This is a genomic window from Nocardia amikacinitolerans NBRC 108937, from assembly GCF_001612615.1.
In the GTDB taxonomy this organism is placed as follows: Bacteria; Actinomycetota; Actinomycetes; order Mycobacteriales; family Mycobacteriaceae; genus Nocardia; species Nocardia amikacinitolerans.
Window position 1 is genome coordinate 91,113 of record NZ_BDAU01000016.1, and the last position, 25,128, is coordinate 116,240.

Here is a 25,128-nt window from a genome sequence, read left to right on the forward strand (position 1 = left end):
GACAGTCCTCCGAGTGTGAGGAGTGCAAGAAACTCTGGCGGAACGAGTCTTACACAGCACAAGCGAAGTACCGTTGATTGAGACACGTCTTTTTTCGGCGACCGTGTCCAATTGGACACAGCGGCCGATGGTGGTCGGCGCCAGCAAACCCGGATAGGGCTGACATACGGGAGCCGATTTAATTAGCAAAGCTAACAATTCTCCTGGTGGCGTCCTCCCCCAGGTCAGCCAGCGATTAGCCCGCAACACAGCGGGTAGCTCCCGACCATGGACCACTCACAAGCTCCCCTGGTGGACGCGCTCGCCGCGTACCACCGCGCGGGCCGGTACGGGTTCACCCCGCCTGCGCACCGGCAGGGACGCGGCGTCGACGAGCGCGTGCTCGACGCGATCGGGCGGGACGCGTTCCGCTCCGATGTGCTGGTCGGGCCTGGTCTCGACGACCGCCTGGCCCGCGGTGGCTTTCTGAGCGAGGCGGAGGCGCTGATGGCCGACGCGGTGGGCGCCGACACCGCCTTCTTCTCCACGTGCGGCAGCTCGCTGTCGGTGAAGGCCGCGATGATGGCCGTGGCGGGCGGCCAGGGCGGCGGTTTGCTGGTGGCCCGCGACAGCCACAAGTCCATCGTCGCAGGCCTGATCTTCGCGGGCGTGCGGCCGCACTGGATCACCCCGCGCTGGGACGCCGAGCGGCACTTCTCGCATCCGCCCTCGCCCCAGCAGGTGCGCGAGGCGTGGGAGCGCAATCCCGACGCGGCGGGCGCGCTGATCGTCAGCCCGAGCCCCTACGGCACCTGCGCCGATATCGGCGGCATCGCCGCGGTCTGCCACGAGCGCGGCAAACCGCTGATCGTCGACGAGGCGTGGGGCGCGCACCTGCCGTTCCATCCGGCGCTGCCCACCTGGGCCATGGATGTCGGCGCGGATCTATGCGTGGTGAGCGTGCACAAGATGGGCGCTGGCTTCGAGCAGGGTTCGGTCTTCCACCTGCAAGGCGACCTGGTCGATCCGGCGCGGCTCAGCGCCTGCGCCGATCTGCTGATGACCACCAGCCCGAGCGTGCTCGTCTACACCGCGCTCGACGGCTGGCGCAGGCAGATGGTGCAGCACGGACGCGAATTGCTCGATGCCGCACTGCGCGTCGCCGACCAGGCCCGTATCGAGCTGGACGGGATACCCGGCATCGACGTGATGGAGGACGAACTGCTCGGCGTGGAGGCCTCGCACGACCTGGATCGGCTCCAGGTGCTGATGGATGTATCCGCAACGGGCGCAATGGGTTACGACGCCGCCGACTGGCTGCGCGAACACCGGAACCTCGACATGGGGCTCGCCGATCACCGCCGGGTCCTCGCGACGTTGTCGATGGCCGACGACAAGGACACCGTCACCTCGCTGGTCGAGGGCATGACCGCGTGGCGCGACCAGCTGAAAGACCCTCGGCCGCCGGACATCCGGCTGCCCTCCCCCGAAGAGTTACAGCTCGAAACCGTCGAATTGCCGCGCGACGCGTTCTTCGGTGAGGTCGAGGTGGTCCCGATCGGCAAGGCGCCGGGACGGATCGCGGCCGAGCAGCTCACGCCGTATCCGCCGGGCATTCCGGCGGTGGTGCCCGGCGAGCGGCTCAACGAGGCGGTCGTGGACTATCTGAAGTCCGGTCACGAAGCGGGGATGAACGTGCCCGACGCCGCCGATTCCCGCCTCGACACGGTGCGCGTCGTGCGTGATTGAGACGTGACGAACCCACGTTCGGCACGGGGGCACCCGCGCGCTCCTGTGAGGTCCCCCAACGCTCCGACTACGGACTCCACCCGCGCGCGGCGTGGCCGTAAGGTGGCGATCATGTCGACGACCGAGATTTCCGAGCTCGTCCAGTCCGTCGTTGAGGCGTACTTGCTCGCCGGCGAGCGCAGGTACAACCGCGCCGAGGTTGCCGAGCGGTCCGGGGTGTCGCCGTCGATCTCCAAGCGGCTGTGGACCGCGCTCGGCTTTCCCGAGAATCCCGACGACGCCGTCGATTACACCGATGCCGACGTCGACGCGGTGCGGCACTTCCGCGGGCTGAAGGTGGTCGCCGCCTCCGATGTGCGCCAGCAGGCCGCGGCCGCGCGCACCCTCGGTCAGTCGATGGCCCGGCTCGCGGAATGGCAGGCCGATCTGGTGCTCGCCGAGATCGCGGCCAAGGTCGCCGACGCCTCCCGCGACGGCACGACCGACCCGGCCGAGATCGCCAGGATCGCCACCGAGGAGACGGTCTCGGTGCTCGAGGAGTTGCAGACCTACGCCTGGCGCAGGCACCTGGCCGCCGCCCTTGCCCGCTCCTTCGACAGCGAGAGCCCCGCCGAGGATTCCACAAGGGAGCTGGCGGTCGGCTTCGCCGACATGGTCGGCTACACCAGGTTGACCAGGCACCTGCACCCCGACGAGCTGTCCACGCTGCTTGAGGCGTTCGAGTCGACGACCACCGAGGCGATCAGCGAGAACGGCGGCTGGGTGATCAAGCACGTCGGCGACGAAGTGATGTTCGCGGCGGAGACGGCGCAGGCGGGCGCGCGCATCGCGCTGGCCATCCAGGAGTCGACCATGATGGTCGGCGGCACCCCGGACCTGCGGGTCGCGCTGGCCTACGGCCCGGTGCTGCAACGCTTCGGCGACCTGTACGGGTCGGTGGTGAACATCGCGTCGCGCCTCACGGGCGTCGCCCGTCCCGGCACCGTCCTCATCGATGACAAGGCCGCGGCCGAGCTGGCCGACGACCCCGAGTTCGCCGTGCGCCACCTGCGCAGCGTCCGAGTCCGCGGTTTCAACCGCCTCCGCCCCCACGCCCTCCGCCGCCCCTGACCACCGCGGTCGCTGTGGTGCCGCGCGAGCACTTGGCCCAGCACCGTGCGGCGGGCGGCAGGGTGCCACACACTTTCCGTACGCCTCACACAGGCGATGCCTATGTGCGGCGTATACGGCGTATGTGGCAGCGCGGTATGGACCGGGGATGGCGCGGGCCGTGGGCGGTGCGGACGTAAGGTCGTGCGGGTGGATACCGAGTGGGCGCAGTTGCGGGAGCGCTGCCTGGTCGCCGAGGACGAGGCGATTCTCGCGCTGAACAAGCCCGCGGGGATTTCGGTCACCGGGGAGCGGCACGACACCGACATCGTGGAGCTGGCCGCGGCGGCGGGCGAGACGCTGTACCCGGTGCACCGGATCGACAAGGTGACCTCGGGTTTGGTGCTGCTGGCCAAGGATCTGGGCGCGCACGGCCAGCTGACCAGGCAATTCAATAAGCAGACGGCGGAGAAGGCGTACCTGGCGGTCGTCGATTCGACCGGGCTGCCGGAGCGCGGTGTCATCGATCTGCCGCTGAGCGTCGGCCGGAAGAACCGGGTGCGGATCGCCGCGCCACGGGAGAGCATCAAGACCGAGGACGATCGCTGGTTCGTCGACGAGGCCGACCTGCTCGACACCAAGAACTATCCGTCGCTGACCCGTTTCGCGACCGTGCTGCGCACCGAGCAGCGCACCGTGCTCGCACTGCGTCCGGTGACCGGCCGCCGCCACCAGATTCGCGTGCACCTGGCCTGGATCGGCCACCCGATCGTCGGCGATCCGCTCTTCGACAAGTCCGGCGCCTATCCGCGCGCCCACCTGCATTCCTGGCGACTCGACCTGGCCGCTTCCTGGCGAACCCCGCCCGAACTGAATTTGGAAGCTCCGCCCGGCGAGGACTTCTGGGTGCCGGTAGCACCGGCCGATCCCGCCGGGGTCCTCGATCGCGCGAACGAAGTCCTCCGCGTGGACCGCTGAGCGCGGCCCGTACCCGCGGCGACCAACGGCTCCACATCGAGCCGACTCCGCCGCCACGACGCACCACCCCCCGGGAAACCGCCGGCCCCGGAATGCTCGGACCGAGCCCGCTGACGCTGCGCCCAAGCCCAAAGGCGAGCTACCGCCGCGAACTCCGGCGACTGTTCCCGCATATTCCGGGCTGCTCGAGTACACCCGAACCGTCTACGCGCGCGACGAGGTCGGCGCCCACTCGGGCGAGCGGCCGAGCTGACGCAGCACCCGATCCAGGAGCGAACCCGAGTCGGCCCCGGCGACGACCGGCGCGAACGCCGCTCCCGGCTCCGATCGGAACGGCCCGTCCGGAACCGCCTCCGCTATCTCGAGCGCCATCAGCGCCACCTCCCGATCCGGGTCGATCGTCTCGCCGATCGAACGCGCCACGTCCCACGCGTGCACGACGCTGTCGACCAGGTGGAACCGGATGGCGGTCGCGGCGGGAAACCGGTGCTCGCTCGAGACTTCCGGCAGCAACACGGTGCGCTCGAAGACGTCGGGCTCGGCGAAGGCGGCGGTGACCTCCTCCGCCGCGGCCAGGTAGTCGGCGACCGGATCCGCCGCGACCCGCACCTCCCACGCGCCGGGGTCCTCGGAACCGCGCACCGCCCCCGCGAAACCGCGGTCCTGGGTGGCCATGTGCGCCAGTAGGGCGCGCAAATCCCAGCCCGCGCAGGGTGTTTCGGCTGAGAGCCGGTCGGTGTGCACGCGCGAGACGGCGTCCGCGCACAACCGAACGGCGCGGACGTGCAGTCCGCGTAGTCGCTCGTTGGATTCGGCCTTTCCTTCGAATATCGTACTCATATGCTTATCGTAAGCGTCTGCCTATAATCTGCCAAGCAGTATTTTCTAGGCATGCCAGACCCCGACCGACCGGATCTCGCGGCAATGGTCGTGCCACTCGGCCGCGCCCTCGTCGCCGCCGAACTGCCCGTCCTGGAACGCAACGGCCTCACCATGTGGGCCTACGGAGTGCTGCTCGGCCTGGAACCGGAGCCGGTGTACACGCAGGCCGCGCTGGCCAAGGCCATCGGCGCGGACAAGACCCGGATCATCGGCGTCCTCGACGACCTGCAACGCCGCGGCCTCATCGAACGCGCGCCCGACCCCGCCGACCGACGCGTCAACCTCGTCTCGCTCACCGAGGAAGGCAAGGCGCTGCGCGCCCGCACCCAGCGCGAGATCCGCGAACAAGAGGACGAGCTGCTGGCAGCACTCCCCCAGACGGATCGCAAGGCTTTCCTCCGGGCGCTGCACATCCTGTGGTCGAACGCCACCGCGGCGCGCGACTCGTAGGCGTACCACTAGTGACGAGCACCACTCCCAACCTAGGACCTACGGCCCGGTGGCGAGCCTCATGAAGACGGACAATGCGCAGGTCATCTAGCCTGAGAAAGTGCCGAGCACACGATGATGGCACCCTCTGACGCAACGGAGCGATCCCTCAGAGAAAGCGAACACCGATGATCCTGGTGGCTCAGGTCAGCGATACACACTTCGATCTCGGCACCCGCAACGCCGAACGCGTCGAGCGGGTGATGACCTTCCTGGCCGACCTACGCCGCAAGCCCGACGCCATCCTGGTGACCGGCGACATCACCGACTCCGGCAAGGCCGAGCAGTACGCCGAGGCGCGCGTCGCGCTGGTCTCCGACATCCCGGTCTATCCGCTGCCGGGCAACCACGACGACCGCGCCAACTTCCGCACCGCGCTGCTCGGCGAACCGGCCGCGACCACCCCGATCAACAACGCCCACCGGATCGGCGAATTGACTGTCGCCCTGCTGGATTCGAGCGTTCCCGGCGAGGCGGGCGGCGCGCTGAGCGAGGAGACCTACGACTGGCTTGCCCGCGTGCTCGCCGACGCGCCCGCCGACGGACCGATCCTGCTCGCCATGCACCACCCGCCCGTACACCTGCACAGCCCGATCATCGACGGCATCACCCTCGCCGATCCCGAGCGCCTCGCCGCGCTGGTGGCCGGTGACGAGCGCATCCTCGGCGTGCTCACCGGGCACGCCCACAGCGCGGCGACGACGACGTTCGGCGGCCGCCCGCTGCTGGTCGCGCCGAGCACGGCCTCGGTGCTCGGCGGCGAGTGGGAGCTCGAATTGCCGTACCACGTCATGGATTACGCGCCGGACCCGGCGATCGCGCTGCACGTCATCGACGAGAACCACAACCTGACAACACATTTCCGGCCAGTTCCGATGGGCGGCTACGTGGGCGTTCAGCCCGACTGATCAGCGCACCGAAATCCGCTCGCGCCGATAAGCAGCCGGTGTCACGCCGGTCCAGCGCTTGAAGGCGTAGATGAAGGTCGATGACTCGGCATAGCCGAGCCGGATCGCCACGTCGCTCACCGAAAGCGGTGTGGCGGTGAGCATTTCCTCGGCGAGCGCGCGGCGCACCTCGTCGAGCAGAGCGCGGTAGCTGGTGCCCGCGGCGTCGAGGTGCCTGCGCAGCGTCCTGGTGCTCATGTTCAATTCGCGCGCCACCAGATCGATGCCGGGCGGTGCGGCGAAACCGTCGGCCCCGCCGGGGACGAGCAGTTCGCGCACCTCCGCCGCGATGCCGGTCCGGGCGCGGCGGCGGTCGACCAGCTGACGGCACTGCGCGAGGCACATGGCCCAGGTGTGCTCGTTGGCCTGCGGCAGCGGCTGTTCCAGCATCGCCGGGTCGATGGTGAACACGTTGTGCGCGCGGGCGAAGCCGGGGCGGACGCCGAGCACCTCGGTCATCCGATCGGCGTATTCCGGCTCCGCGAAACGGAATTCGGCGCGCAGCAGCGGCACCGGGCGTCCGAGCAGATCGCTCATCACCTGGTACATGGCCGTCACGTCGCGTTCGACGAGGAACTGGCGCACGTCGGCGGGCACCGACTCGTCGTGCACCCGCGCGACGAACTCCCCGGCCTCCCAGTGCGCGACCGGCAGGCAGAAGGTGAAGCTCAGATCCAGGAAGCGCAGCGCGAAGGAGATCGCCTCGCCGAGGGTCGGGCTGCTCACGCAGGCGAAGCCGAAGATGCCGAAGGTGGTGATCCGGTACCGCCTGCCCAGTTCGACGCCGAGCGCGGGCGCGTCGACCTCGCGGACCAGATTGCGGATCACCGCGAGCTCGGTGTGCGCGTCGATCTGGGCATCGGGATCGCGGAGCATGGCCTCGGTCAATCCGGTACCGGCCAGCATCCGTGCCGCGGGCACACCGTGCTCGCCCGCGTACCCCACCATCAGGGCCACGCTGGCGATGCCGCGCGGGAAGTTCCAGTCGCGGATTCCGGTAGCCAGCACCCGCTCCACAGCCCACATTATGGCCGAAAGTCTCGATGCACCCGGCGGCGCCGGTTCTAGAGTGGAGTCAGTTCGACATGGTGAGGAGTGTCACATGACAGCTGGTGGCCGGCCATCGGTTCTCATCATCGGCGCGGGTTTCGGCGGCATCGGCATGGCGATCGAGCTGCGGCGCAACGGGATCCGCGACATCACGATCCTGGAACGGGCCGCCGATCTCGGCGGGGTGTGGCGGGAGAACACCTACCCCGGCGCGGCCTGCGACGTGCCGTCACCGCTCTACTCCTTCTCGTTCGAACCGAAGCCGGACTGGCCGCAGCGCTACTCCGGCCGCGACGCCATCCACGACTATCTGCGCGGCGTCGCGCGCAGGCACGAGCTGCTCGACGACATCGTCTTCGGCGCCGAGGTGACCGACGCCGAATTCGACGAGCAAACCGGCCGGTGGACGGTCCGCACCGCCGACGGCGCCGCGCGGACCGCCGACGTGCTGATCTCCGCGGTCGGCCAGCTCTCGAGGCCCGCGCTGCCGGACATTCCCGGCATCGACACCTTCGCGGGCGCGTCCTTCCACTCCGCCGAGTGGGACCACGACGTGCGACTGGAAGGCAAGCGGGTCCTCTGCGTCGGCACCGGGGCGAGCGCCATCCAGTACATCCCGGAGATCCAGCCGAAGGTCGAGCATCTGACGCTGTTCCAGCGCACCGCGGCCTGGGTCATCCCCAAATTCGACACCGACTACAGCCCGCTCCAGCACAAACTGTTCGCCAAGCTGCCAGGTGCGTTACTGGTGGAGCGGTTCGGTTGGTGGTCGACAGGCGAGTTCGTCTCGCTCGGGCTCGTCGAGTTCCCGGCGATCGCGCGCGGCGTCGCCCGGATCGCCGAGCGGCACCTGCGCAAGCAGGTTCCCGATCCGGAGCTGCGGGCCAAGCTGACCCCCGACTACCCCATCGGCTGCAAGCGCGGGCTCTTCTCCAACGACTACTACCCCGCGCTCACCCAGCCCAATGTCGCGGTCGAGACCACCGCGATCACCGAGGTCGTGCCCGAGGGCGTGCGCACCGCGGATGGACGACTGCACGAGGCCGACGTGATCATCTACGGCACCGGCTTCAAGGGCACCGAATTCCTCTGGCCGATGCAGATCTACGGCCGAGGCGGTCGCAAACTCGCCGACACGTGGGCCGACGGCGCGCACGCCTACCTCGGCATCGCCGTGCCCGATTTCCCGAACCTCTTCCTGGTCTACGGGCCGAACACCAACCTCGCCGCGGGCTCGATCATCTACATGATCGAATCCCAGGCCCGCTACATCCGCCAGGCCGTGCGGCTGCTCGCCGAGAACCCAGGCCACTGCCTCGAGGTGCGCGGCGAGCAGGAGCGCGAATTCAACGACGCACTCCAGCGGCGGCTGGCCCGCACGCCGTGGAACTTCTGCACCAGCTGGTACCGCACCGCCTCGGGACGCATCACCAACAACTGGCCAGGGACGGTGTCCAGTTATCGCCGCCGCACCCGTCGGCTGGACCGCGACGACTACACCCTCACCAGGGCCGCCTGATCCGGCGAACCGGCCCTGCGCCGCCGCCCCTGGCAGACTTGTCACGTGAGTGATCTGCCCACGGCCGACGGCCGGACCGGTGTCGAGGAGCGCGGGCCGCTGCGCCCGATCGAACTGGCCACCGGTGCGGTGCTGGGTGGCGTGACGGTCGGGCTGGTCACCGTCGGATCCGTGGTTCCGCTGGCAGCCGCCCTGCAAATCGTCGCGGCCGTGCCGATGGGCATGCTCGCGCACCGCTACCGGCCGCGCGCGCTGGTCACGGCGACCGCCTCGGCCACCCTGGTCACCTTCGTCGCGGCGGGCGTCATGCCCGCGCTCGGCGTGGTCGGGTCGGCGACGATCGGCGGCATCATCGGCGGGGTCAAGCGCCGCGGCGGCGGGCTGATCTCGGTCTTCGTGCTCTCGGTGCTGGCAGGCGCGCTGTGGGGCGCGTTCAGCGTCGGGTCGCTGCTGGTGGCCGAGCGGACCCGGGAGCTGCTGTTCGACACCATCCGCAACACCGCGAACGGTGTGCAACGGATCGCCGCGCGACAGCCTGCACTCGAGCCGCTCGGGCGGGCCGCCGCGGATCTGACCGATGCCGTGCTCACCTGGTGGTGGGTTTATGTCGGCGGCGGCGTCCTGCTCGGCGTCGTGGTGAGCGCGCTGTTCTCCTGGTTCGTGCTCGGCTCGGTGCTGGACCGGCTGGCTTGGCTGCCCACCAGGGACCGGCTCGACGCGCCGGTGGACGATCGACCGATCGCGCCGCTCCCGGTGACGCTGCACGCGGCGGGATTCCGCTACCCGGGCGCGCACACCGACGCGCTGCGCGACATCGACCTGAGCGTGCGGGTCGGCGAGTTCGTCGCGATCGTCGGCCACAACGGCTCCGGCAAGTCCACCCTCACCCGGCTGCTCGCCGGTCTGCCGCCCACCTCGGGCACGGTGGAACGTCCCGGCTCCGCGGGCTTGGGCCACCTCGGCGGGACGGCCCTGGTTTTGCAACGACCCGAAAGCCAGACCCTCGGCGTTCTGGTCGCCGACGACGTGGTCTGGGGGCTCCCTCCGGATCTGGCCGCCGAAGTCGACACCGAGGCACTGCTCGGCGAGGTCGGTCTGGCGGGCATGGGCGACCGTGAGACCGCGACGCTCTCCGGCGGACAGCAGCAGCGCCTCGCCGTGGCTGCGGCGCTCGCCCGTCGCCCCGCGCTGCTCATCGCCGACGAGGCCACCTCGATGATCGATCCCGATGGCCGCCGCGAACTCGTCGCGCTGCTCGGCGAACTGCCGCGCCGCCACCCGATGGCAGTGGTGCTGGTGACTCACCACGAGGCCGATGCCGCGGCCGCGCACCGCGTGGTGCACCTGGCGGGCGGCCGCACCGTCGAGCGGTTGCCCTTCTGGCCGCAGCCGGTGCGCGACACCCGGCGCAGGCCCGTCGGGCAGACGATCCTCGAACTGCGCGACGTCCGGCACACCTACAACCGCGGCACGCCGTGGGAGGCGCCCGCGCTGCACGGCGTCGACCTGGTGGTGCGCCGCGGCGAGGCGTTGCTCGTCGTCGGCGGCAACGGGTCCGGCAAATCGACGCTGGCCTGGATCATCGCGGGCCTGATCCACCCGACCTCGGGACGCTGCGATCTCGGCGGCCGCCCGGTGACGCGCCAGATCGGCCGGGTGGAGCTGGCCTTCCAGCACTCCAGGCTGCAATTGCAGAAGCAGACGGTCGGCGCGGAGATCTCCGACTGGGGCGGGCGCGCCACCGGGTCCGGCGCGGTCGGCCGGGCGCTGGACGCGGTCGGCCTCGACCGCGCGCTCGCCGCCCGCTCCATCGAGGAACTCAGCGGCGGGCAGGCCAAGCGCGTGGTGCTCGCCGCCATCGTGGCCAGCCACCCGCAGGTCGTCGTGCTCGACGAACCGCTGGCCGGACTGGATCCGGAGGGCCGCGCCGACATCGTGGAACTGCTTGCCCGGCTGCGCGATTCCGGGCTGACGCTGATCGTCATCTCGCATGACGTAGCGGACATGGCGGCCGTGTGCGATCGCACCGTGCACCTGAGCTCGGGTCGCATCCTGGAGACGCAGCCGGTCACGGACGCCGCGCCCGTGGCGCATCGCATCGATCCGCACCGCGACCCGCGATCGGCCGCACCGCCGCGGCCGGGCGACGCGGCGTGGCGCTTCGGACACGGAGGTGCCGAATGAGCACGGTCTTGCTTCGTCAGGTCCCGGTGTCCAGCCCGGTGCACAACCTCTGGGCCGGCACCAAGATGATCGCCGCGTTCCTGATCAGCGTGCTGCTGATGGTGTGGCCGACCTGGCCGGTGCTCGGCGCGATGGTCGTCTTCCTGCTCGCGATCGGTCTGCTCGCCCGGCTGCCGCTCGGCACGCTGCCCAGACTGCCGTGGTGGTTCTGGGCGCTGCTCGGCGCCGGCGCGCTGATCAACCTCCCGGTGGGCGGCGCCGCGGTGCTGCGCTACACCCAGGTGCTGATCTTCGGCCTGATCCTGGTGGCCGCGTCGTTCTTGATCGCGTGGACGACGCCCATGGGCGAGATCGCCCCTGCCCTGGCCAAATTGGGCGCGCCGCTGCGCAAACTGAAGATCCCGGTGGACGAGTGGGCCGTGGTGGTGGCGCTGACGCTGCGCGGACTGCCGCTGCTGCTCGAGGAGATCCGGGTGCTGCGCGCGGCGCGCAAACTGCGGCCCAAGGACCGGCTGCTCGACCGAGCGTCCGACAGCCCGATCATCGACATCCTCACCGCGGCCATGGCCGTGGCCACCCGCCGAGCCACCGAGCTCGGCGAGGCCATCACCGCCCGCGGCGGCACCGGGCAGCTCACCGCGCGGCCGAGCGCGCCGGGTCGCCGCGACGCGGTCGCGCTGAGCCTCGTCGTGCTCGTGTGCGCGGGCTCGGTGCTGCTCGACGTGCTGCTCTGAGCGGGGCGCCGCGTCGAACTCGAGCGGGCGTCGGCGGCCGGGATTCCGAGCAGATCGCGGCAACCGGGATTCCGAGCAGGTCACGGCAACCGGGATTCCGAGCAGATCGCGGCAACCGGGATTCCGAGCAGGTCACGGCAGCCGAGGTTCCGAGCAGATCGCGGCAACCGGGATTCCGAGCAGATCGCGGCAACCGGGATTCCGAGCAGGTCACGGCAGCCGAGGTTCCGAGCGGATCACGGCGGCCGAGGTTCCGAGCGCGCAGCGGCGGCCGAGGTTCCGAGCGCGCAGCGGCGGCCGGGACGACGCGGCGAACCGCGGCACGGCAAACTGAGGGGAACCGATCTTCGGCGCGGTGCGTCGAAATCCATGACAAACCGGAACTCGAACGAGCGGGGGTGGCCGATGGCCGACAGTGAACGCGCGGCGCAGCTGGCGCGCAACGAGGCGCTGCGCGGCGAGATCGACGACCTGATGGAAGTTTTCGAGCAGCAGCGCAGGGAGTTGGCCGAGACGAGCGCACGGCTGGCTGCGGCAACGGTCACCGCGTGGTCCTCGGACAACCTGGTCCGGGTCACCAGCAACTCCGCGGGCGTGCCGGTCGATGTGCACATCGAGCCGGACGCCTTCAAACGCTCGACGCCGCAGAAGCTCGCCGCGGCGATGACCGAGGCGACCCAGGCCGCCGCACGGTTGGCCAGCGAGGAAGCACAGCGGGCCTTCGGCGCGTTCGAGCAGGTCGGCGCGAACATTCCCGATCTGCCGGATCTGGTGCCCGGCGCGCCGAGCATCAAGGACCTGATGAATTCGCTGTTCCCCGAACCCGCCTCGGTCGAGGCCACGGTCCAGCCCGCGGAGATGGACGACGAAGACGAGGACGAGTACTACCGCAACCGCGGATACCTGGAGGGGCGATGAGTAGCTTGCAGGTCGACCCCGATGCCCTCCGCTCCACCAAGCCCGGCTTCGCCGCGGCCGCGGAAAAGGTGCTCGAGGCGGTCCGAAACGTGCAGACCACGGTCGCGGCCGAGGGCGAGTGCTGGGGCAGCGACGAGATCGGCCAGAACTTCGCCAAGGAGTACACGCCGGGCGCCGAGGACGGCATGAAAGGCATCGAGGGACTCGGCAAGTCGATCGAGGCGCTCAGCGGCGGAGTCGACGCGATCGCGTCGGCCTTCCAGCAGCAGGACGAGCTCAACGCCAAGGCGCTCGAAAAGATCAGGAACTCCGTCGAATAGGGCGCGCCACCCCTCGGCGCGTCGCGTATCAGGTGTTGTAGCAAACCTTCAGCTGCTCGCAGAATGGGCTTTGACGTGCCCATATAACCAAGTGGCATAGCGAATTAGGCGACCGCCGGGCAACCGATCCCGATAAGACCAATGATTACCCCCGATTTCGGGTTCCAAACAAGCAATCGCCCAGTAATGTGACAGTCGGCGCAGCTGTTCTCTAGATCACATCAAGGCTCCGCACGTGTTGAGGGGGAAGGTTTTTCGGCGTGCGGGTTGTTCGTAGGGCATGAAAACCTGATGCAGATTGGAACTTCGGAAATGATTCTCCGCAAGATCACCGCGGCCGTCGTACCGCTCGTCGCCGCCGTCGCCGTCGGCGCGGGCACTGTGCACGCACAACCGGCCGCCGCCCCCGTCCCGAACATCGGGTACGAGGCGAAGCTGGTCGGCGACAAGATCATCACCACACTCACGGACGGCTCCTTCGAGCTGACGGGCAACTCCGTGGACATCAACGACTCCGCCGGAAACGCGGTCCTCACCCTGCCGCTCTCGGTCCGGCAGGACGGACTGGAATTCCCGCTGCCGCACGAGATCCGCGACGGCGGCCGGGTGCTGGAGCTGACGGCGGTCAAGAACGTCGCGCAGGCGCGCCCGGCCCAGGCGATCCCCGTCGCCTCGCCCGCGGAGAACCAGAAGGCGATGGACGCGTTCATCTCCCAGTTCGGAATCGCCACCGCGGTCGGCGGTTTCATCGGCACCGCGCTCGGCGCTCTCATCGGACTGACCGGCATCGTCGCCGGTCCCGGCGTGATCGCCAGCGTGATCGCGGGTGCGGCGGTCGGTGGCATCATCGGCACCATCGTGGTGGGCGGTCCGACACTGCTGGTCGCCGGTATCGACCTGATCAGCACCTTGGCAGGCCAGCCTGGCACCACCAAGTGGGCGGAGTAGGCCGGACGCCCGGCTGAGCCACCCTTTCCGAACGCGGCGCGCACCGACGACCCCTCGAGTCGGTGCGCGCCGCTCTTCGTGTGCGGCAAAGTTCTCGGCGAGCACCGCGGGCACCACCGAGTCGGCGATCTCGACACCGCGCCGACCTTCGTCCTGCCGAGACGACCTGGCGCGGACAGTCCTTTTCGCGGCCGCGGGCTATGTGACTGTCGCTCCGGACTATCTCGGGCCGGGCGCCGTTCCGTGTCAGCCGCGCCGATGAAGTTCGCGACCACAACTCGACGCTCGACGACGCCGGGGGCACACGGCTCAGCGCGCGCGGCACCCCGCCGCGACCGGCACACCCGCGAACCGATCGGCGAGATAGTTCATCGCACCGAACGCCTCCACGATCGCGGTCGGATTGTGCCCCGGCAGCGTCGAATGCGCGAAGGTGATGTCCGCGCCGAGCGCGCAGTAGCGGTCGAGCAGCGCGGTGAAGCCCGCGACGGGAATCACGTCGTCGGTGATGCTGTGGTAGAGGTAGGCCGGTACCCGCGGCGCGCTCGCGCCGAGCTCCTGCGCGTCCGTCGCCGCGCGGAAGGCCGGGTGCGCCAAGAGGTCCGGCTCGATCGCGAAGTCGTCGACGCGCGCGCCGATGTACTTCAGCACCAGGTCCGACCCGCACGCCGAGCCGTCCTCGGCAAGCATCGCGTGGCCGCGCTCGTTGAGCAGCTCCGCGACGCCGAACTCCGGGTGGTCGCGGGCGATCGCGAGCACGATCAGCAACGCAAGCCCGGCCTGCACGCCGCCGTCGACGCCGCGGGCGATGGCGGGCCAGTCGGCGGGCACGCCGCCGGAGGTGATGCCCGCGAACCGGACGTCCGGTGCGTAGTCCGGTTGCAGCTGGGCGGCCCACAGCGTCGCGAAGGCGCCGCCCGAATACCCGTACGCGCCAATCGGACTCGCCGGCCCGACGCCGCCCGCGCCGAACGCCCGCGCCGCCCGGATGCCGTCGAGCACACCGCGCCCGGAGTTCACCCCGTCCAGGAAGCGGGACCACGGCCCCTCGTAGTCACTGACCACAACCGCCCAACCCCGGCGCAGCGCGTCCGCGATGAAAGGCGTGTCGATGTAAGTGGTCACGCCGCTCAGTTCCCAGCCGCCGCGCAGTGCGTAGGAGGGCGCGCAGTGGCTGCCGAGGCTGTCCTCGGGCACCTGATAGGACAGCAGCGGCCGCTCCCCCTGGCCCAACCACGGCAGATTCGGGACCATCACCGTGGCCATGCCGGGGATGGGCGCGTCGCCCGCGTCGTTGGTCCGGTACTGCACCTGCCAGGCTGAAACCGGCAGCGGCAGACCGAGCAGCGCGATCGGCCGCGATCGGGTGACGGCTCCCGCGGGGTAGTCGGCGAGGTCGGCGGGCGCGGCGTAGAACGGGTCGGCGTCGGGCCGAGGGATCGCCGCGCTCGGTGCGGCATGGGCGAGCAGACTGAGCGAAACCATCGCGGCGACCGCGAATCCCCGGAGAAGCACGCCGAAAGCCGGGAACGGACGACCGTATTTCGTGCTCATCCCAGCTCCAGCGCTCACCGAGGCGCACCCGACCTTGGCCTCGACACACTCGACGGTACTGCCGTGGCGGCCGACCGGCAACATCCTTGGCGCCCGTGATTACAGTGGTGCGAAAGTTCCCTCAGCGCAACCGAATCGCCGCCAAGCGAGCAGGGCGAAGCGCATTCGAAAAGGAGACTGACCATGCGGTACGGCAACGGACTGGACATTCCCGAGGGGCTCGCCGACGTGTGCGGTCCGGACCGGATGGCGGTGATCGTCTACGACATGCAGGTGGGCGTGCTCTCCCAGTTGCCGGACGGCCCCGAGATCATCCAGCGGGTGGTGCCCGTGGTGGAGGCGGCGCGGCGCGGCGGCTACCCGGTCATCTTCCTGCGGCACTTCTTCCTGCCGCACCGGCTCAGCGGCAAGTTCGCGCTGCGGATGGCGATGTCCTGGCAGGGTGTCGACTCGGTCGACGAGCTGAAATCCATTCTCCAGCGCGACACCCCGGCCTTCGAGCTGGTGCCTGAGCTGCGGCCGCGGCCCGACGAGGTCGTCTTCGACAAGACCTCGATGTCGGCCTTCGAGGGCACGCCGCTGGCGAGCACGCTGCGGGATCTCGGCATCAGTGCGTACGCCATCATGGGCGTCGCGATGGAGATCGGCATCGCGCCGACCATCGCCCACTCCACCGACCTCGGGTTCATCCCGGTGGTGATCAGCGACGCGTGCGGCGGCCGCGATCAGGACGCGATCGCGCGCAACTACGCGGATTTCGAGTTCCAGGGGCATGCGATCGTGACGGATTCCGCGACCATCACGCCGCTGCTGGCGGGCGAGAAGGAGTGACCCGTGCCGTCGTCCCGGCGCGCGCCGGGACGACGGGGATCGGTCAGCCTTCCTTTCGGATGGCCTTTTTCGCGGCGTCCTGGGCCGAGTCGAAACAACCGCGGATTCACGATACCCAGCCAACGCCGGACCGGCCTGGCTAACTCCTGGCGATCGCCGTCACAGCGCGGGCGTCAACCGGATTCGCCGACCCAGCCCGGATGCCAGAGCCGTCCGGTCTCGGTCCAGTTCATGAAGCGCACGGTGCCCGCGATCTTCGGCGACACCCACACCGCTTCCTTGCGCTCCTCGGCGGACAGCGGATTGTCGAACGGGCTCGTCTTGCGTTCCAGCTTGCGCAGCCGTTCGGCCAGGTCCCGCATGCCCGCGTCGTCGAAACCGGTGCCGACCCTGCCCACGTAGATCAGCCGGTCCTGGTACGGAATGCCGACGAGCAGCGACTTGAACTCGCGCGCCTCGCTGCGCCGCCAGCCGCCGACCACCACCCGCTGGGTGCGCCAGTTGCGCTGCTTGACCCACGAATGTCCGCGCTTGCCCGGCAGATACACCGAATCCCTGCGTTTGGCGACGACGCCCTCCATGCCGTGCTCCTGGCTGTAGCGCAGCGCCGTGGCGCCAGGGCCATCGAGGCGGGGCGGCACGCGCAACGACGGGGCGTTCGCGGCAAGCGCCTCCAGCACCCGCCGACGGTCCGAATAGCGTTTGCGGACCAGCGAAGTGCCGTCCAGATACAGCACATCGAACGCGACGAAGACGGCGCGGGCCGCATCCGCTTGCAGCAGGCCCAGATTCGCGACACCGTGATCGTCGAAGACCACCGCCTCGCCGTCGAGCACGACGCGGTGTCCGTCCAACTCCTTCGCCAGCACGCCGATACCCGGGTAGCGGGAGGTCACCACGTTGCCCGCGCGGCTGCGCAAAGTCACCGCCCCGGAATCGATCTCGGCGATGAGCCGGAAGCCGTCCCATTTCGTCTCGAAGCACCATTCGACGTCGTCCAGCTCGGCGACGTCGCCGGAGATCGCGAGCATCGGCGCGAGACCGCGGGGAAAAGGCGCGGAACCGCCCGGCGGTGCAGCCGTTGCGATCGGTGCCTCGCCGACCGATTCGTCCGCGGCGCCGGGCTTGCCGCGAGACCCGTTCGAGGACGCGGCCGAATCCTGTTCATCCGCAATCTCTTCCGTCTCCTGCTGCTGATCGCGCATGAGGTGCATCAGCCACTGGTTGCCGTTGGTCTGGATGAACGCGTAGCGGCCGGTGAGTCGCTCGCCGTGGAAGCGGACGATCACCTCGTCGTCGCGCCACTTCTCGGTCTCGTAGGTGCCGGTATCCCAGATGGTCATCTCCCCCGCGCCGTACTCCCCCTTCGGGATCTCGCCGTGGAAGTGCAGATACTCCAGCGGATGGTCCTCGGTGTGCACCGCGAGCCGGTTCTGCCGCGACGACGTCGGCGGACCCTTCGGGACGGCCCAGGACACCAGCACGCCGTCGCGCTCGAGCCGGACGTCCCAGTGCAGCCTGCGCGCGTGATGCTCCTGCACCACGAACCGGTCTCCGGCACTCGGGGCGGGCGGCGCGGACGGCACCGGCTCCGGTGTGCGCGCCGGATCGCGCATCGAGCGATACTTGCTCAGCGCGTCGGTGCCGCCACGGGAGTCCGGCGGGTCGAGCTCGGCGAGCAGGTCACCGTCGTCCCGCCAGCGCGCGAGCACCTCCTCGAAACGTAAGTGCCGCAGCTTCTTTCGATTCTCGATCTCGGCCCAGGTGCGTGGCGCCGCGGCGTTGGGCTCCGCGCGGCCGCGCATCGAATAGGGGGCGATGGTGGTCTTGGCCGGGTTGTTCTGGCTCCAGTCCAGGAAGACCTTGCCGCGCCGCACGGACTTGGCCATCGTCGCCGTGACCAGTTCCGGGTGCAGCTTCGCCAGATTGGTGGCCACCTGTTTGGCCACCGTCGACGCGCCACCGGGGCTCAGCACCCGGTCCAGCGGAACGTAGATATGAATGCCCTTGCTGCCGCTGGTAACCGGGAACGCGTGCAGTCCGATCCCCTCGACCATCTCCCGCACGGCGAGCGCTACCGTCGCGCATTCCGGCAGACCGACGCCCGGCCCCGGATCCAGATCGAAGACGATCCGGGTCGCCGGACCCATCTCGTCGCCGTCGAAACGCCATTGCGGCACATGGACTTCCAGCGAGGCCTGCTGCCCGATCCAGGCCAGGCCCGCCTCGGAATCGATCAGCGGATAGGCCACCCGCCGATCGGAGTGCGCGAGCGTGCGGCGCTCGATCCAGGACGGCGCGTGTTCGGCGAGGTTCTTTTCGAAGAAGGAGGGTTCGTCGACCCCGTTGGGCCAGCGCTTTCTGGTCACCGGGCGCCCAGCGATATGCGGCAGCATCGCCGGGGCGATGGCCGCGTAGTAGGCGATCACCTCGCCTTTGGTGGTCCCGGTCGCCGGATACAGCACCTTGTCGAGATTGCTGAGTTCGACCTCGATACTCGGTCGGCCCGGACCACCACCGAATGCACGGCGGGACACCATGACTCGATAGTACGGCCGGGGACCGACAGGTGGGCGGTCCCCGGCCGTGCGTCCTCAGGGATTGGGCGTCGGCCCCGGACCCGGCTGGCCGGGCTGCCCTGGCTGGCCGGGGTGTTCGGGCGGAACCACCTTCTTGGCGGCCTCCTTGCCCTTCTCGATCTTGTCCGTGTACTTCCCGTGGGTCTTCTGGTCGATGAAGTCACCGGCCTTGTCGACCGCCTGGTTGATCTTGTCGGCGTTCTTGGCCGCCGCGTCCTTTCCCTTACCGACCAGGCCTTTCAAAGTGTCCGCCAGGCTCATCGCCGTCGTTCCTTTCCTGTCGCCAATCGGGATGTCGGAGATACCGACAGGTCAACCTACATTTTCCCACCAGGAATCGCCGGGAGGGAGCGCATGCGGCAACAAGCGTTGTCCCGGCATCGGCACCGCGACCGAGGTACCCGCCTCCTTCGCCGCGTCGACCATCCGGTGCACCGGTTCCGACCACCCGTGGAAGGCCAGGTTGAACGTCGCCCAGTGGATCGGCACGAGCAGGCCGTGGCCGGGATCGCCGACGCACAGGTCGGCGTGCGCGCGCACCGCCTCCTCCGGGTTCATGTGCACGTCGGTCCAGCGCTCGTCGTACGCGCCGATGGGAAGCAGCGTCAGGTCGAAGGGACCGAGCGCCGCGCCCGCCTCGGCGAACGCCTTGGTGTAACCGGTGTCGCCGCCGAAGTAGACCCGCCGAGTCGGGCCGACGATGGACCAGGACGCCCACAACGTGGTGTTCCTGACCAGTCCGCGGCCGGAGAAGTGCCTGGCCTCGGTGCAGGTGAGCACCAGATCGGTACCGTCCCGTTCCCGGCCGAGTGCCGCGAGGGAAACCGAACCGCCCCAATCCAATTCGACGATGCGATGCTCAGGAACGCCCCAGTGCCGCAGGTGCGCGCCGATGCCCATCGGCACCAGGAACGGCGTGGACTGGGCGACCACCAGCGCCCGGATGGTCTCCTTGTCGAGGTGGTCGTAGTGATCGTGCGAGATGATCACCGCGTCGACCTGCGGAAGTTCCGCGAGCGGCACCGGAACCGGATGCAGCCGCGCGGGCCCGATCAGCGGGGAAGGCGAAACCCGTTCGCTCCATACGGGATCGGTGAGAATCCGGTATCCGTCCACCTCGATCAGCGCCGACGCGTGGCCGTACCAGGTCACCGCTAGATCGGCGGCCTCGGCGGGCGACTGCGGCTTCTGCAGCGGAACCACCCCGCGCGGGCGGCCGATATTGCGCTTGGTAAACGCCGAATACAGCAGGGAGGGAACCGAACCCGCGACGATCTGGGTGCTCGGCTCGGTGTTGTGGAATTGGCGATTGCGGTAGCTCACCGACCCCGTCGCGTACGGATGGATAGCCGACATCGAGGCGCCGATCGATGACGGTATGTCCCACGCGGCCCGCACCACCCAGGTGAGCCCGACCGCGCCCGCCGCGTAACCGAGCAGTCGTTTGATACGCATCATCGCCCCACGAACTTCGCCGCGCGCTTCTCCTGCCGTGCCACACGCCCCTCCTGAGCATCGGCGCTTGTCCACGCGGCCTCCAGAGCGGCGCGCTGTTGCGCGGACTCCGGATCGCGGGTGCCGTCGTCGTTGAACACCAGCTTCAGGTGCCGCAGCGAAAGCGGCGCCAAATCCGCGATCGACTTGGCCCACGCCTGCGCGTCGGCAAGGGTGCCGATCTTGTTCGCGAAACCGAACGAGTAGCAGTCGGCGGCCTGAATCGGTTCGGCGCCAATGAGAACGGTGCGCGCCGGGCCGCCGCCGATCAGCGAGACCAGCCGCCGCACGGTCCAGCGGTCCACGGTGATGCCGAGTTTGGCGGCCGGAATGGCGATGTAGGCCTCCGGCGCGATCACCCGCAGGTCCGAGGCGAGCGCGAGTTGCACGCCCGCGCCGAGCGCGCCGCCGTTGATGGCGGAGATGACCGGCACCGGCACCGACTCGATGGTGTGCAACATGTCGAGCAGGCCGGAGAGGAAATCGTCGGAGTAGACGCCGGACAGATCGGCGCCCGCGCTGAAGATCGGGCCGCGCCCGGTCAGCACGATCACCCGTGCGCCATCGGCGACGGCGGCTAGGACGGCCTCGCGTAGCCGGGTCACGAGTTCGCTGTTGAGCGCGTTGCGTCGCTCCTCGCGTTGTAATTCGATGGTGACGACATCACCATCTCGGCTAACACCGAGCATGCATCCTCCCCAACTGAACGTGTCGTTTGGTTACTCTCACTCTGCCACAGGCGGTGGCGGGAGACGCCGAAGGCGATACGATCGGCGGCTGTGCCGACCGACTTCGACATCCTGGTGATCGGCGCTGGTCAAGCGGGACTCTCGGCCGGCTACCACCTCCGCCGCCTCGGACTACGCCCCGAACGCGATTTTCTCATCGTCGACCACGCACCGGGACCCGGCGGCGCCTGGCAGTTCCGCTGGCCCTCGCTGACACTCACCACCGTCAACCGGGTGCACGACCTGCCCGGCATGTCGTTCGCCGAGACCTTGCCGCCCGGCTCGGAGAGCGCACCCGCCGCCACGGCCGTTCCGCATTATTACGAGTTGTACGAGAAGCGCTTCGATCTTCGGGTGCGCAGGCAGGTGTCGGTCGACGTGGTCTGCGACCGCACCGAGGACGGGCAGCGCTGCGACGGGCGCGGCACTGTGCTCAACGCGGAGACCGACAGCGCGGGCACGCTCCGGGTCCGCGGGCTCATCAACGGCACCGGGACCTGGGAGCGGCCTTTCATCCCGCGCTACCGCGGGCAGGAGAGCTTCGCGGGCCGTCAGCTGCACACGCGCGACTATCGCACCGCCGAGGAATTCGCCGGGAAGCACGTCGTGATCGTCGGCGGCGGCATCTCCGCTGTGCAGTTGCTCGACGAGATCTCGAAGGTGACCGCGACCACCTGGGTCACGCGGACCGAACCGGTGTTCCGCGACGCGGAGTTCACCGACGAGACGGGCCGGGCCGCGGTGGCGATGGTCGAGGACCGCGTGCGCAACGGGCTCCCGCCCGGCTCGGTGGTCTCGGTGACCGGCCTGCGCTGGGACGATCGGCTGCGCGCGGCCGACGCGCGCGGCGTGCTGCGCAGGCGGCCGATGTTCGACCACATCGAACCCGACGGCGTGCGCTGGGCGGACGGCACTTTCCAGCGAGCCGATGTCATCCTGTGGGCCACCGGGTTTCGCAGCGCGCTGGACCATCTGGCCCCGCTGCGGCTGCGCGGACCCGGCGGCGGGATCACCATGACCGGGCAACTCGCGACGCAGGTCGCCGTCGATCCGCGCATCCATCTGATCGGCTACGGCCCGTCGGCGAGCACCATCGGCGCGAACCGCGCGGGCCGGGCTGCCGCCGTCGAGTTGACCGAGCATCTGGGCATCGGCGTCCGCGGCTGAACTGCGGCTCGGTGATCGCGCACGCACCGTGGCACCGCTCCCGGGTCTGGATCGGCACCGGCCCGCGGCTCACCGATCGACACCGCGCCCGAGCTCCACAACCAGCACCGACCTGCGGCTCAGCGACCAGCACCAGGCCGCGGCGTCACGACCAGCACCGGCTTGCGCCTCAGCGACCAGCAGGCCAGAGGTCAGCGACCGACAGCAGGCCCGCCTCAGCGACCAGCACCAAGCCGGAACTCAGCGACCGACAACGGGCCCCACCTCGACTACCGGCAGCGCGCTTCGCCTCAGAGACCGGCGGTGAAAGTGTCCGGGTTCGGACCGATGCGGCCGCCGCGGTCGAGGGCGTTGATCGCGTCCATCTGCTCGGCCGTCAGCTCGAAGCCGAACACGTCGAAATTGGCGGCAATCCGCGACGGTGTGACCGACTTCGGGATGACGATGTTGCCGAGCTGCAGGTGCCACCGAATGAGCACCTGGGCCGGCATGCGGTCGAGTTCGGCGGCGATGACGGTGATGGTCCGGTCCTCGAGCAGCGTGCCCTGGCCGAGCGGGCTCCACGCCTCGGTGGCGATCGCGTTCGCGGCGTGGAAATCGCGCAGTTCGCGCTGGGCGAGGCCGGGGTGCAGCTCGATCTGGTTGACGGCCGGGATCTCGCCGGTCTCTTCGATCACCCGGCGCAGGTTCGCCTCGGTGAAGTTGGACACGCCGATCGACCGGACCCTGCCCTGCCGCTTGAGCTCCTGAAACGCACGGAAGGTTTCGACGAACTTGTCGGCGATGGCCACCGGCCAGTGGATCAGGTAGAGATCCAGGTAGTCCAGGCCGAGCTTGTCCATGCTCGCGTCGAAGGCGCGCAGCGTGGCGTCGTAGCCCTGATCGGCGTTCCACAGTTTGGTGGTGACGTAGACCTCGTCGCGCGGCAGCCCGAACGCCCGGATGGCCTGCCCGGTGCCCTGCTCGTTGCCGTAGATCGCGGCGGTATCGATGCTGCGGTAGCCCGCATCGAGCGCGGCGGTCACGACATCGAATACGTCCTCGGGCGGCACCTGGAACACGCCGAATCCGAGTTGCGGGATGACGTTGCCGTCGTTCAGCACGATCGACGGCACGGCGGAGGTCTCGCTTCGGAAGCTCACCCGATCGACCGTAGAAGTGCGGGGGCGAACCGTCAACGACGCTTACGCGCGTGTTGACACCCGCCAAAACGCGTGAACCAGCCATTTCGCTCGACGGTTAGGTCGAACGGGTCGCTCCGCGCGGTCCTGGTCCGGTTCAGCGGCCCGCCGGAAGGCCGAGCCTGCGGTAGCGCTGATGCCGTGCGCGCTCGAGATCGTGCAGGGGCAGGCCGCGCAGACGGCTGAGCTCTTCGCCGATGGCGGCGACCATGCGGCGGGCGAAGTCGACGGGTTCGTCGGCGGCGTCGGGGCGTTCCGGGACGATGCGGTCGACGATGCCGTCGGCGAGCAGCGCGGGGGCGCTGATGCGTTGCGCGGCGGCGAGTTCCGGCGCGTGTTCGGTGTCGCGGAAGACGATCGCGCTGGCGCCTTCTGGTGGCAGCGGGGCCAGCCAGCCGTTCGTGGCGGCCAAGACGCGGTCGGCGGGCAGCAGCGCGAGCGCGCCGCCGCCGGTCCCCTGGCCGAGCAGCACCGAGACGGTCGGGGTGTCCAAAGTCACCAGATCACTGATGCAGCGGGCGATTTCGGGGGCGAGACCGCGCTCCTCGGCCTCCTTGGACAGCGCCGCGCCGACGGTGTCGATCACCAGCACCAGCGGCAACCGCAACTCCTCGGCCAACGCCATGCTGCGCCGCGCCTCGCGCAACGCCGCGGGTCCCATCGTCTCGCCGAGGCGTCCGGTGCGGTCGTGCCCGAAGACCACGCAGGGCTGTCCGCGGAACCTGGCGAGCGCGTGCACCACGCTGCGATCGGTCTCGCCCTGACCGGTGCCACTGAGCGGAACCCGTTGCGTGACGTGGCGCAGCAGATCGCGCAGGCCGGGGCGGTCGGGGCGGCGCGAGGCGAGCACCGACTGCCAGGCAGCGTCGGAGGTCGACGCGGACCGGGCGGGCTCCCCACTCGCGACCGCCGACTCGGCACGGCGCGAGCCGCCGCGCGAACCCGCGGAGTCCGCCGGTTCGGCCGCCACCGGCCCGCTCGGGCGCGAATCCGCCGGGACACCGGCAGCTTCGACTCCCCGATCACGCGACGACGGAGCGGGTGTCGATGCGGCAGAGCTCTTGTCGTCCGCCCGCACTTCTCCGCTGAGCACGCTCAGCGCGCGATGGGCGATCCTGCGGAAGACGTGCACCGGCACCACGCCGTCGATGACGCCGCGGTGGTACAGGTTCTCCGCGACCTGCACGCCCTCAGGGAAGTCCTTGCCGTACAACGCCTTGTAGACGCGCGGACCGAGGAACCCGATCAGCGCGCCAGGCTGGGCGAAGGTCATGTGGCCGAGCGAACCCCACGACGCGAACACACCACCCATGGTGGGGTCGCGCAGGTACACGAGGTACGGGTGTCCGGCGGATTTGTGCGCGGCGACCGCGCCCGCGATCTTCACCATCTGCACGAAGGCGACGGTGCCCTCCTGCATGCGGGTGCCGCCGGAGGTCGGGGACGCGACGAGCGGGAGGCCGAGCTCGGTCGCCTGTTCGACGGCGGCGACGATGCGTTCGGCCGCCGCGACACCGATCGAACCGGCGAGAAACCCGAACTCGCAGGCGATCACGGCCACCCGGCGACCGCGCAACAGTCCTTCACCTGTGAGCACCGACTCGTCGGTGCCCGCCGCGGCCGTCGCCTTGCGCAGATCCTCGCGGTAACGCGGGGACGCGGCCACCTCGAACGGTGGCCGATCCCAGCTGACGAACGACTCCGCGTCGAGCAGTTGCCCGAGCCACTCCCGCGCCGAAATCCGCATCGCGCGAGCATATCCGCACGGTCGGACGGCAGGAGTCACGGAAGTCGGTGACGAGACAGCC

At 69.6% G+C, this 25,128-nt stretch carries 22 protein-coding genes; 13 read left to right on the forward strand and 9 right to left on the reverse strand.

The genetic code is table 11. The annotated features are described in order from the left end of the window. Nucleotides 1-267 precede the first annotated feature (267 nt). The 3 genes from NAM01S_RS14995 (at nucleotide 268) to NAM01S_RS15005 (ending at nucleotide 3,795) form a co-directional block, all read left to right on the forward strand. Entirely contained in the window at nucleotides 268-1,728 is a 1,461-nt protein-coding gene (locus NAM01S_RS14995) for an aminotransferase class I/II-fold pyridoxal phosphate-dependent enzyme (RefSeq protein ID WP_067785420.1), read from the forward strand. A 108-nt stretch (nucleotides 1,729-1,836) separates the two neighbouring features. Continuing rightward, the gene (locus NAM01S_RS15000) at nucleotides 1,837-2,838 is read left to right on the forward strand and encodes an adenylate/guanylate cyclase domain-containing protein (RefSeq protein WP_174554809.1); all 1,002 of its coding nucleotides are present in this window, start codon (nucleotides 1,837-1,839) and stop codon (nucleotides 2,836-2,838) included. Between the two features lie 189 nt (nucleotides 2,839-3,027). Then, complete coding sequence (locus tag NAM01S_RS15005) at nucleotides 3,028-3,795, forward strand: RluA family pseudouridine synthase (RefSeq protein WP_067785423.1); 768 nt, start codon at nucleotides 3,028-3,030, stop codon at nucleotides 3,793-3,795. A gap of 204 nt (nucleotides 3,796-3,999) precedes the next feature. On the opposite strand, the gene NAM01S_RS15010 is transcribed toward NAM01S_RS15005, so the two are convergent. Continuing rightward, a complete protein-coding gene (locus NAM01S_RS15010) occupies nucleotides 4,000-4,635 on the reverse strand; it encodes a TIGR03086 family metal-binding protein (protein WP_067785426.1) in 636 nt (211 codons plus the stop codon). A 51-nt stretch (nucleotides 4,636-4,686) separates the two neighbouring features. On the opposite strand from NAM01S_RS15010, the gene NAM01S_RS15015 reads away from it, so the two are divergent. Beyond that, a complete protein-coding gene (locus NAM01S_RS15015) occupies nucleotides 4,687-5,127 on the forward strand; it encodes a MarR family winged helix-turn-helix transcriptional regulator (RefSeq protein ID WP_067785429.1) in 441 nt (146 codons plus the stop codon). Between the two features lie 167 nt (nucleotides 5,128-5,294). After that, nucleotides 5,295-6,074: a metallophosphoesterase gene (locus NAM01S_RS15020; RefSeq protein ID WP_084482954.1), complete on the forward strand. Its 780-nt coding sequence runs from the start codon at nucleotides 5,295-5,297 to the stop codon at nucleotides 6,072-6,074. Here NAM01S_RS15020 and NAM01S_RS15025 read toward each other — a convergent pair whose 3' ends face one another. Next, nucleotides 6,075-7,130, reverse strand: coding sequence for an AraC family transcriptional regulator (locus NAM01S_RS15025; RefSeq protein WP_255284311.1), 1,056 nt, complete (start codon nucleotides 7,128-7,130; stop codon nucleotides 6,075-6,077). Between the two features lie 85 nt (nucleotides 7,131-7,215). On the opposite strand from NAM01S_RS15025, the gene NAM01S_RS15030 reads away from it, so the two are divergent. The 6 genes from NAM01S_RS15030 to NAM01S_RS15055 all read left to right on the forward strand — a co-directional run bounded on the left by NAM01S_RS15030 (nucleotide 7,216) and on the right by NAM01S_RS15055 (nucleotide 13,786). Further along, nucleotides 7,216-8,682, forward strand: coding sequence for a flavin-containing monooxygenase (locus NAM01S_RS15030; RefSeq protein WP_067785435.1), 1,467 nt, complete (start codon nucleotides 7,216-7,218; stop codon nucleotides 8,680-8,682). Nucleotides 8,683-8,727: 45 nt separating this feature from the next. After that, nucleotides 8,728-10,866, forward strand: a complete 2,139-nt coding sequence (locus tag NAM01S_RS15035; RefSeq protein ID WP_067785438.1) for an ABC transporter ATP-binding protein — start codon at nucleotides 8,728-8,730, stop codon at nucleotides 10,864-10,866. Next, complete coding sequence (locus NAM01S_RS15040; protein WP_067785441.1) at nucleotides 10,863-11,600, forward strand: energy-coupling factor transporter transmembrane component T family protein; 738 nt, start codon at nucleotides 10,863-10,865, stop codon at nucleotides 11,598-11,600. Before NAM01S_RS15035 ends, NAM01S_RS15040 begins: the two co-directional genes overlap by 4 nt. A gap of 405 nt (nucleotides 11,601-12,005) precedes the next feature. Further along, on the forward strand, nucleotides 12,006-12,518 hold the full coding sequence (locus tag NAM01S_RS15045; protein ID WP_067785444.1) for a YbaB/EbfC family nucleoid-associated protein: 513 nt from the start codon (nucleotides 12,006-12,008) through the stop codon (nucleotides 12,516-12,518). Beyond that, on the forward strand, nucleotides 12,515-12,838 hold the full coding sequence (locus NAM01S_RS15050; protein WP_067785447.1) for a DUF2563 family protein: 324 nt from the start codon (nucleotides 12,515-12,517) through the stop codon (nucleotides 12,836-12,838). The genes NAM01S_RS15045 and NAM01S_RS15050 overlap by 4 nt, the downstream gene beginning before the upstream one ends. Before the next feature lie 312 nt (nucleotides 12,839-13,150). Further along, a complete protein-coding gene (locus NAM01S_RS15055; protein ID WP_067785450.1) occupies nucleotides 13,151-13,786 on the forward strand; it encodes a DUF8020 domain-containing protein in 636 nt (211 codons plus the stop codon). Nucleotides 13,787-14,095: 309 nt separating this feature from the next. Here the strand turns inward: NAM01S_RS15055 and NAM01S_RS15060 are convergent, their stop codons facing one another. Continuing rightward, the gene (locus tag NAM01S_RS15060; protein WP_169810857.1) at nucleotides 14,096-15,340 is read right to left on the reverse strand and encodes a lipase family protein; all 1,245 of its coding nucleotides are present in this window, start codon (nucleotides 15,338-15,340) and stop codon (nucleotides 14,096-14,098) included. 183 nt (nucleotides 15,341-15,523) lie between these two features. Here NAM01S_RS15060 and NAM01S_RS15065 point away from each other — a divergent pair, with 183 nt between their 5' ends. Continuing rightward, the gene (locus NAM01S_RS15065; protein WP_067785454.1) at nucleotides 15,524-16,171 is read left to right on the forward strand and encodes a cysteine hydrolase family protein; all 648 of its coding nucleotides are present in this window, start codon (nucleotides 15,524-15,526) and stop codon (nucleotides 16,169-16,171) included. Between the two features lie 173 nt (nucleotides 16,172-16,344). Here NAM01S_RS15065 and NAM01S_RS15070 read toward each other — a convergent pair whose 3' ends face one another. Genes NAM01S_RS15070 through NAM01S_RS15085 form a run of 4 tightly spaced genes read right to left on the reverse strand, consistent with a single transcriptional unit; the run spans nucleotide 16,345 to nucleotide 20,933 of the window. Continuing rightward, the gene (locus NAM01S_RS15070) at nucleotides 16,345-18,711 is read right to left on the reverse strand and encodes an ATP-dependent DNA ligase (RefSeq protein WP_067785457.1); all 2,367 of its coding nucleotides are present in this window, start codon (nucleotides 18,709-18,711) and stop codon (nucleotides 16,345-16,347) included. A gap of 54 nt (nucleotides 18,712-18,765) precedes the next feature. Then, nucleotides 18,766-19,011, reverse strand: coding sequence for an antitoxin (locus tag NAM01S_RS15075; RefSeq protein ID WP_067785460.1), 246 nt, complete (start codon nucleotides 19,009-19,011; stop codon nucleotides 18,766-18,768). Nucleotides 19,012-19,062: 51 nt separating this feature from the next. Beyond that, nucleotides 19,063-20,205 (reverse strand): MBL fold metallo-hydrolase, encoded by a 1,143-nt coding sequence (locus NAM01S_RS15080; RefSeq protein ID WP_067785514.1) that lies wholly within the window; start codon nucleotides 20,203-20,205, stop codon nucleotides 19,063-19,065. Then, nucleotides 20,205-20,933, reverse strand: coding sequence for an enoyl-CoA hydratase (locus NAM01S_RS15085; protein ID WP_067785463.1), 729 nt, complete (start codon nucleotides 20,931-20,933; stop codon nucleotides 20,205-20,207). Before NAM01S_RS15085 ends, NAM01S_RS15080 begins: the two co-directional genes overlap by 1 nt. Before the next feature lie 90 nt (nucleotides 20,934-21,023). On the opposite strand from NAM01S_RS15085, the gene NAM01S_RS15090 reads away from it, so the two are divergent. Then, nucleotides 21,024-22,139 carry an NAD(P)-binding domain-containing protein gene (locus tag NAM01S_RS15090; protein WP_067785466.1) on the forward strand — a complete coding sequence of 372 codons (1,116 nt, stop codon included), beginning with the start codon at nucleotides 21,024-21,026 and terminating at the stop codon, nucleotides 22,137-22,139. A gap of 290 nt (nucleotides 22,140-22,429) precedes the next feature. Here the strand turns inward: NAM01S_RS15090 and NAM01S_RS15095 are convergent, their stop codons facing one another. Together NAM01S_RS15095 and NAM01S_RS15100 are read right to left on the reverse strand one after the other, a co-directional pair. After that, entirely contained in the window at nucleotides 22,430-23,281 is an 852-nt protein-coding gene (locus NAM01S_RS15095; protein ID WP_067785469.1) for an aldo/keto reductase, read from the reverse strand. 136 nt (nucleotides 23,282-23,417) lie between these two features. Further along, nucleotides 23,418-25,067, reverse strand: coding sequence for an acetyl-coenzyme A carboxylase carboxyl transferase subunits beta/alpha (locus NAM01S_RS15100; RefSeq protein WP_067785472.1), 1,650 nt, complete (start codon nucleotides 25,065-25,067; stop codon nucleotides 23,418-23,420). Between the last annotated feature and the right edge of the window lie 61 nt (nucleotides 25,068-25,128).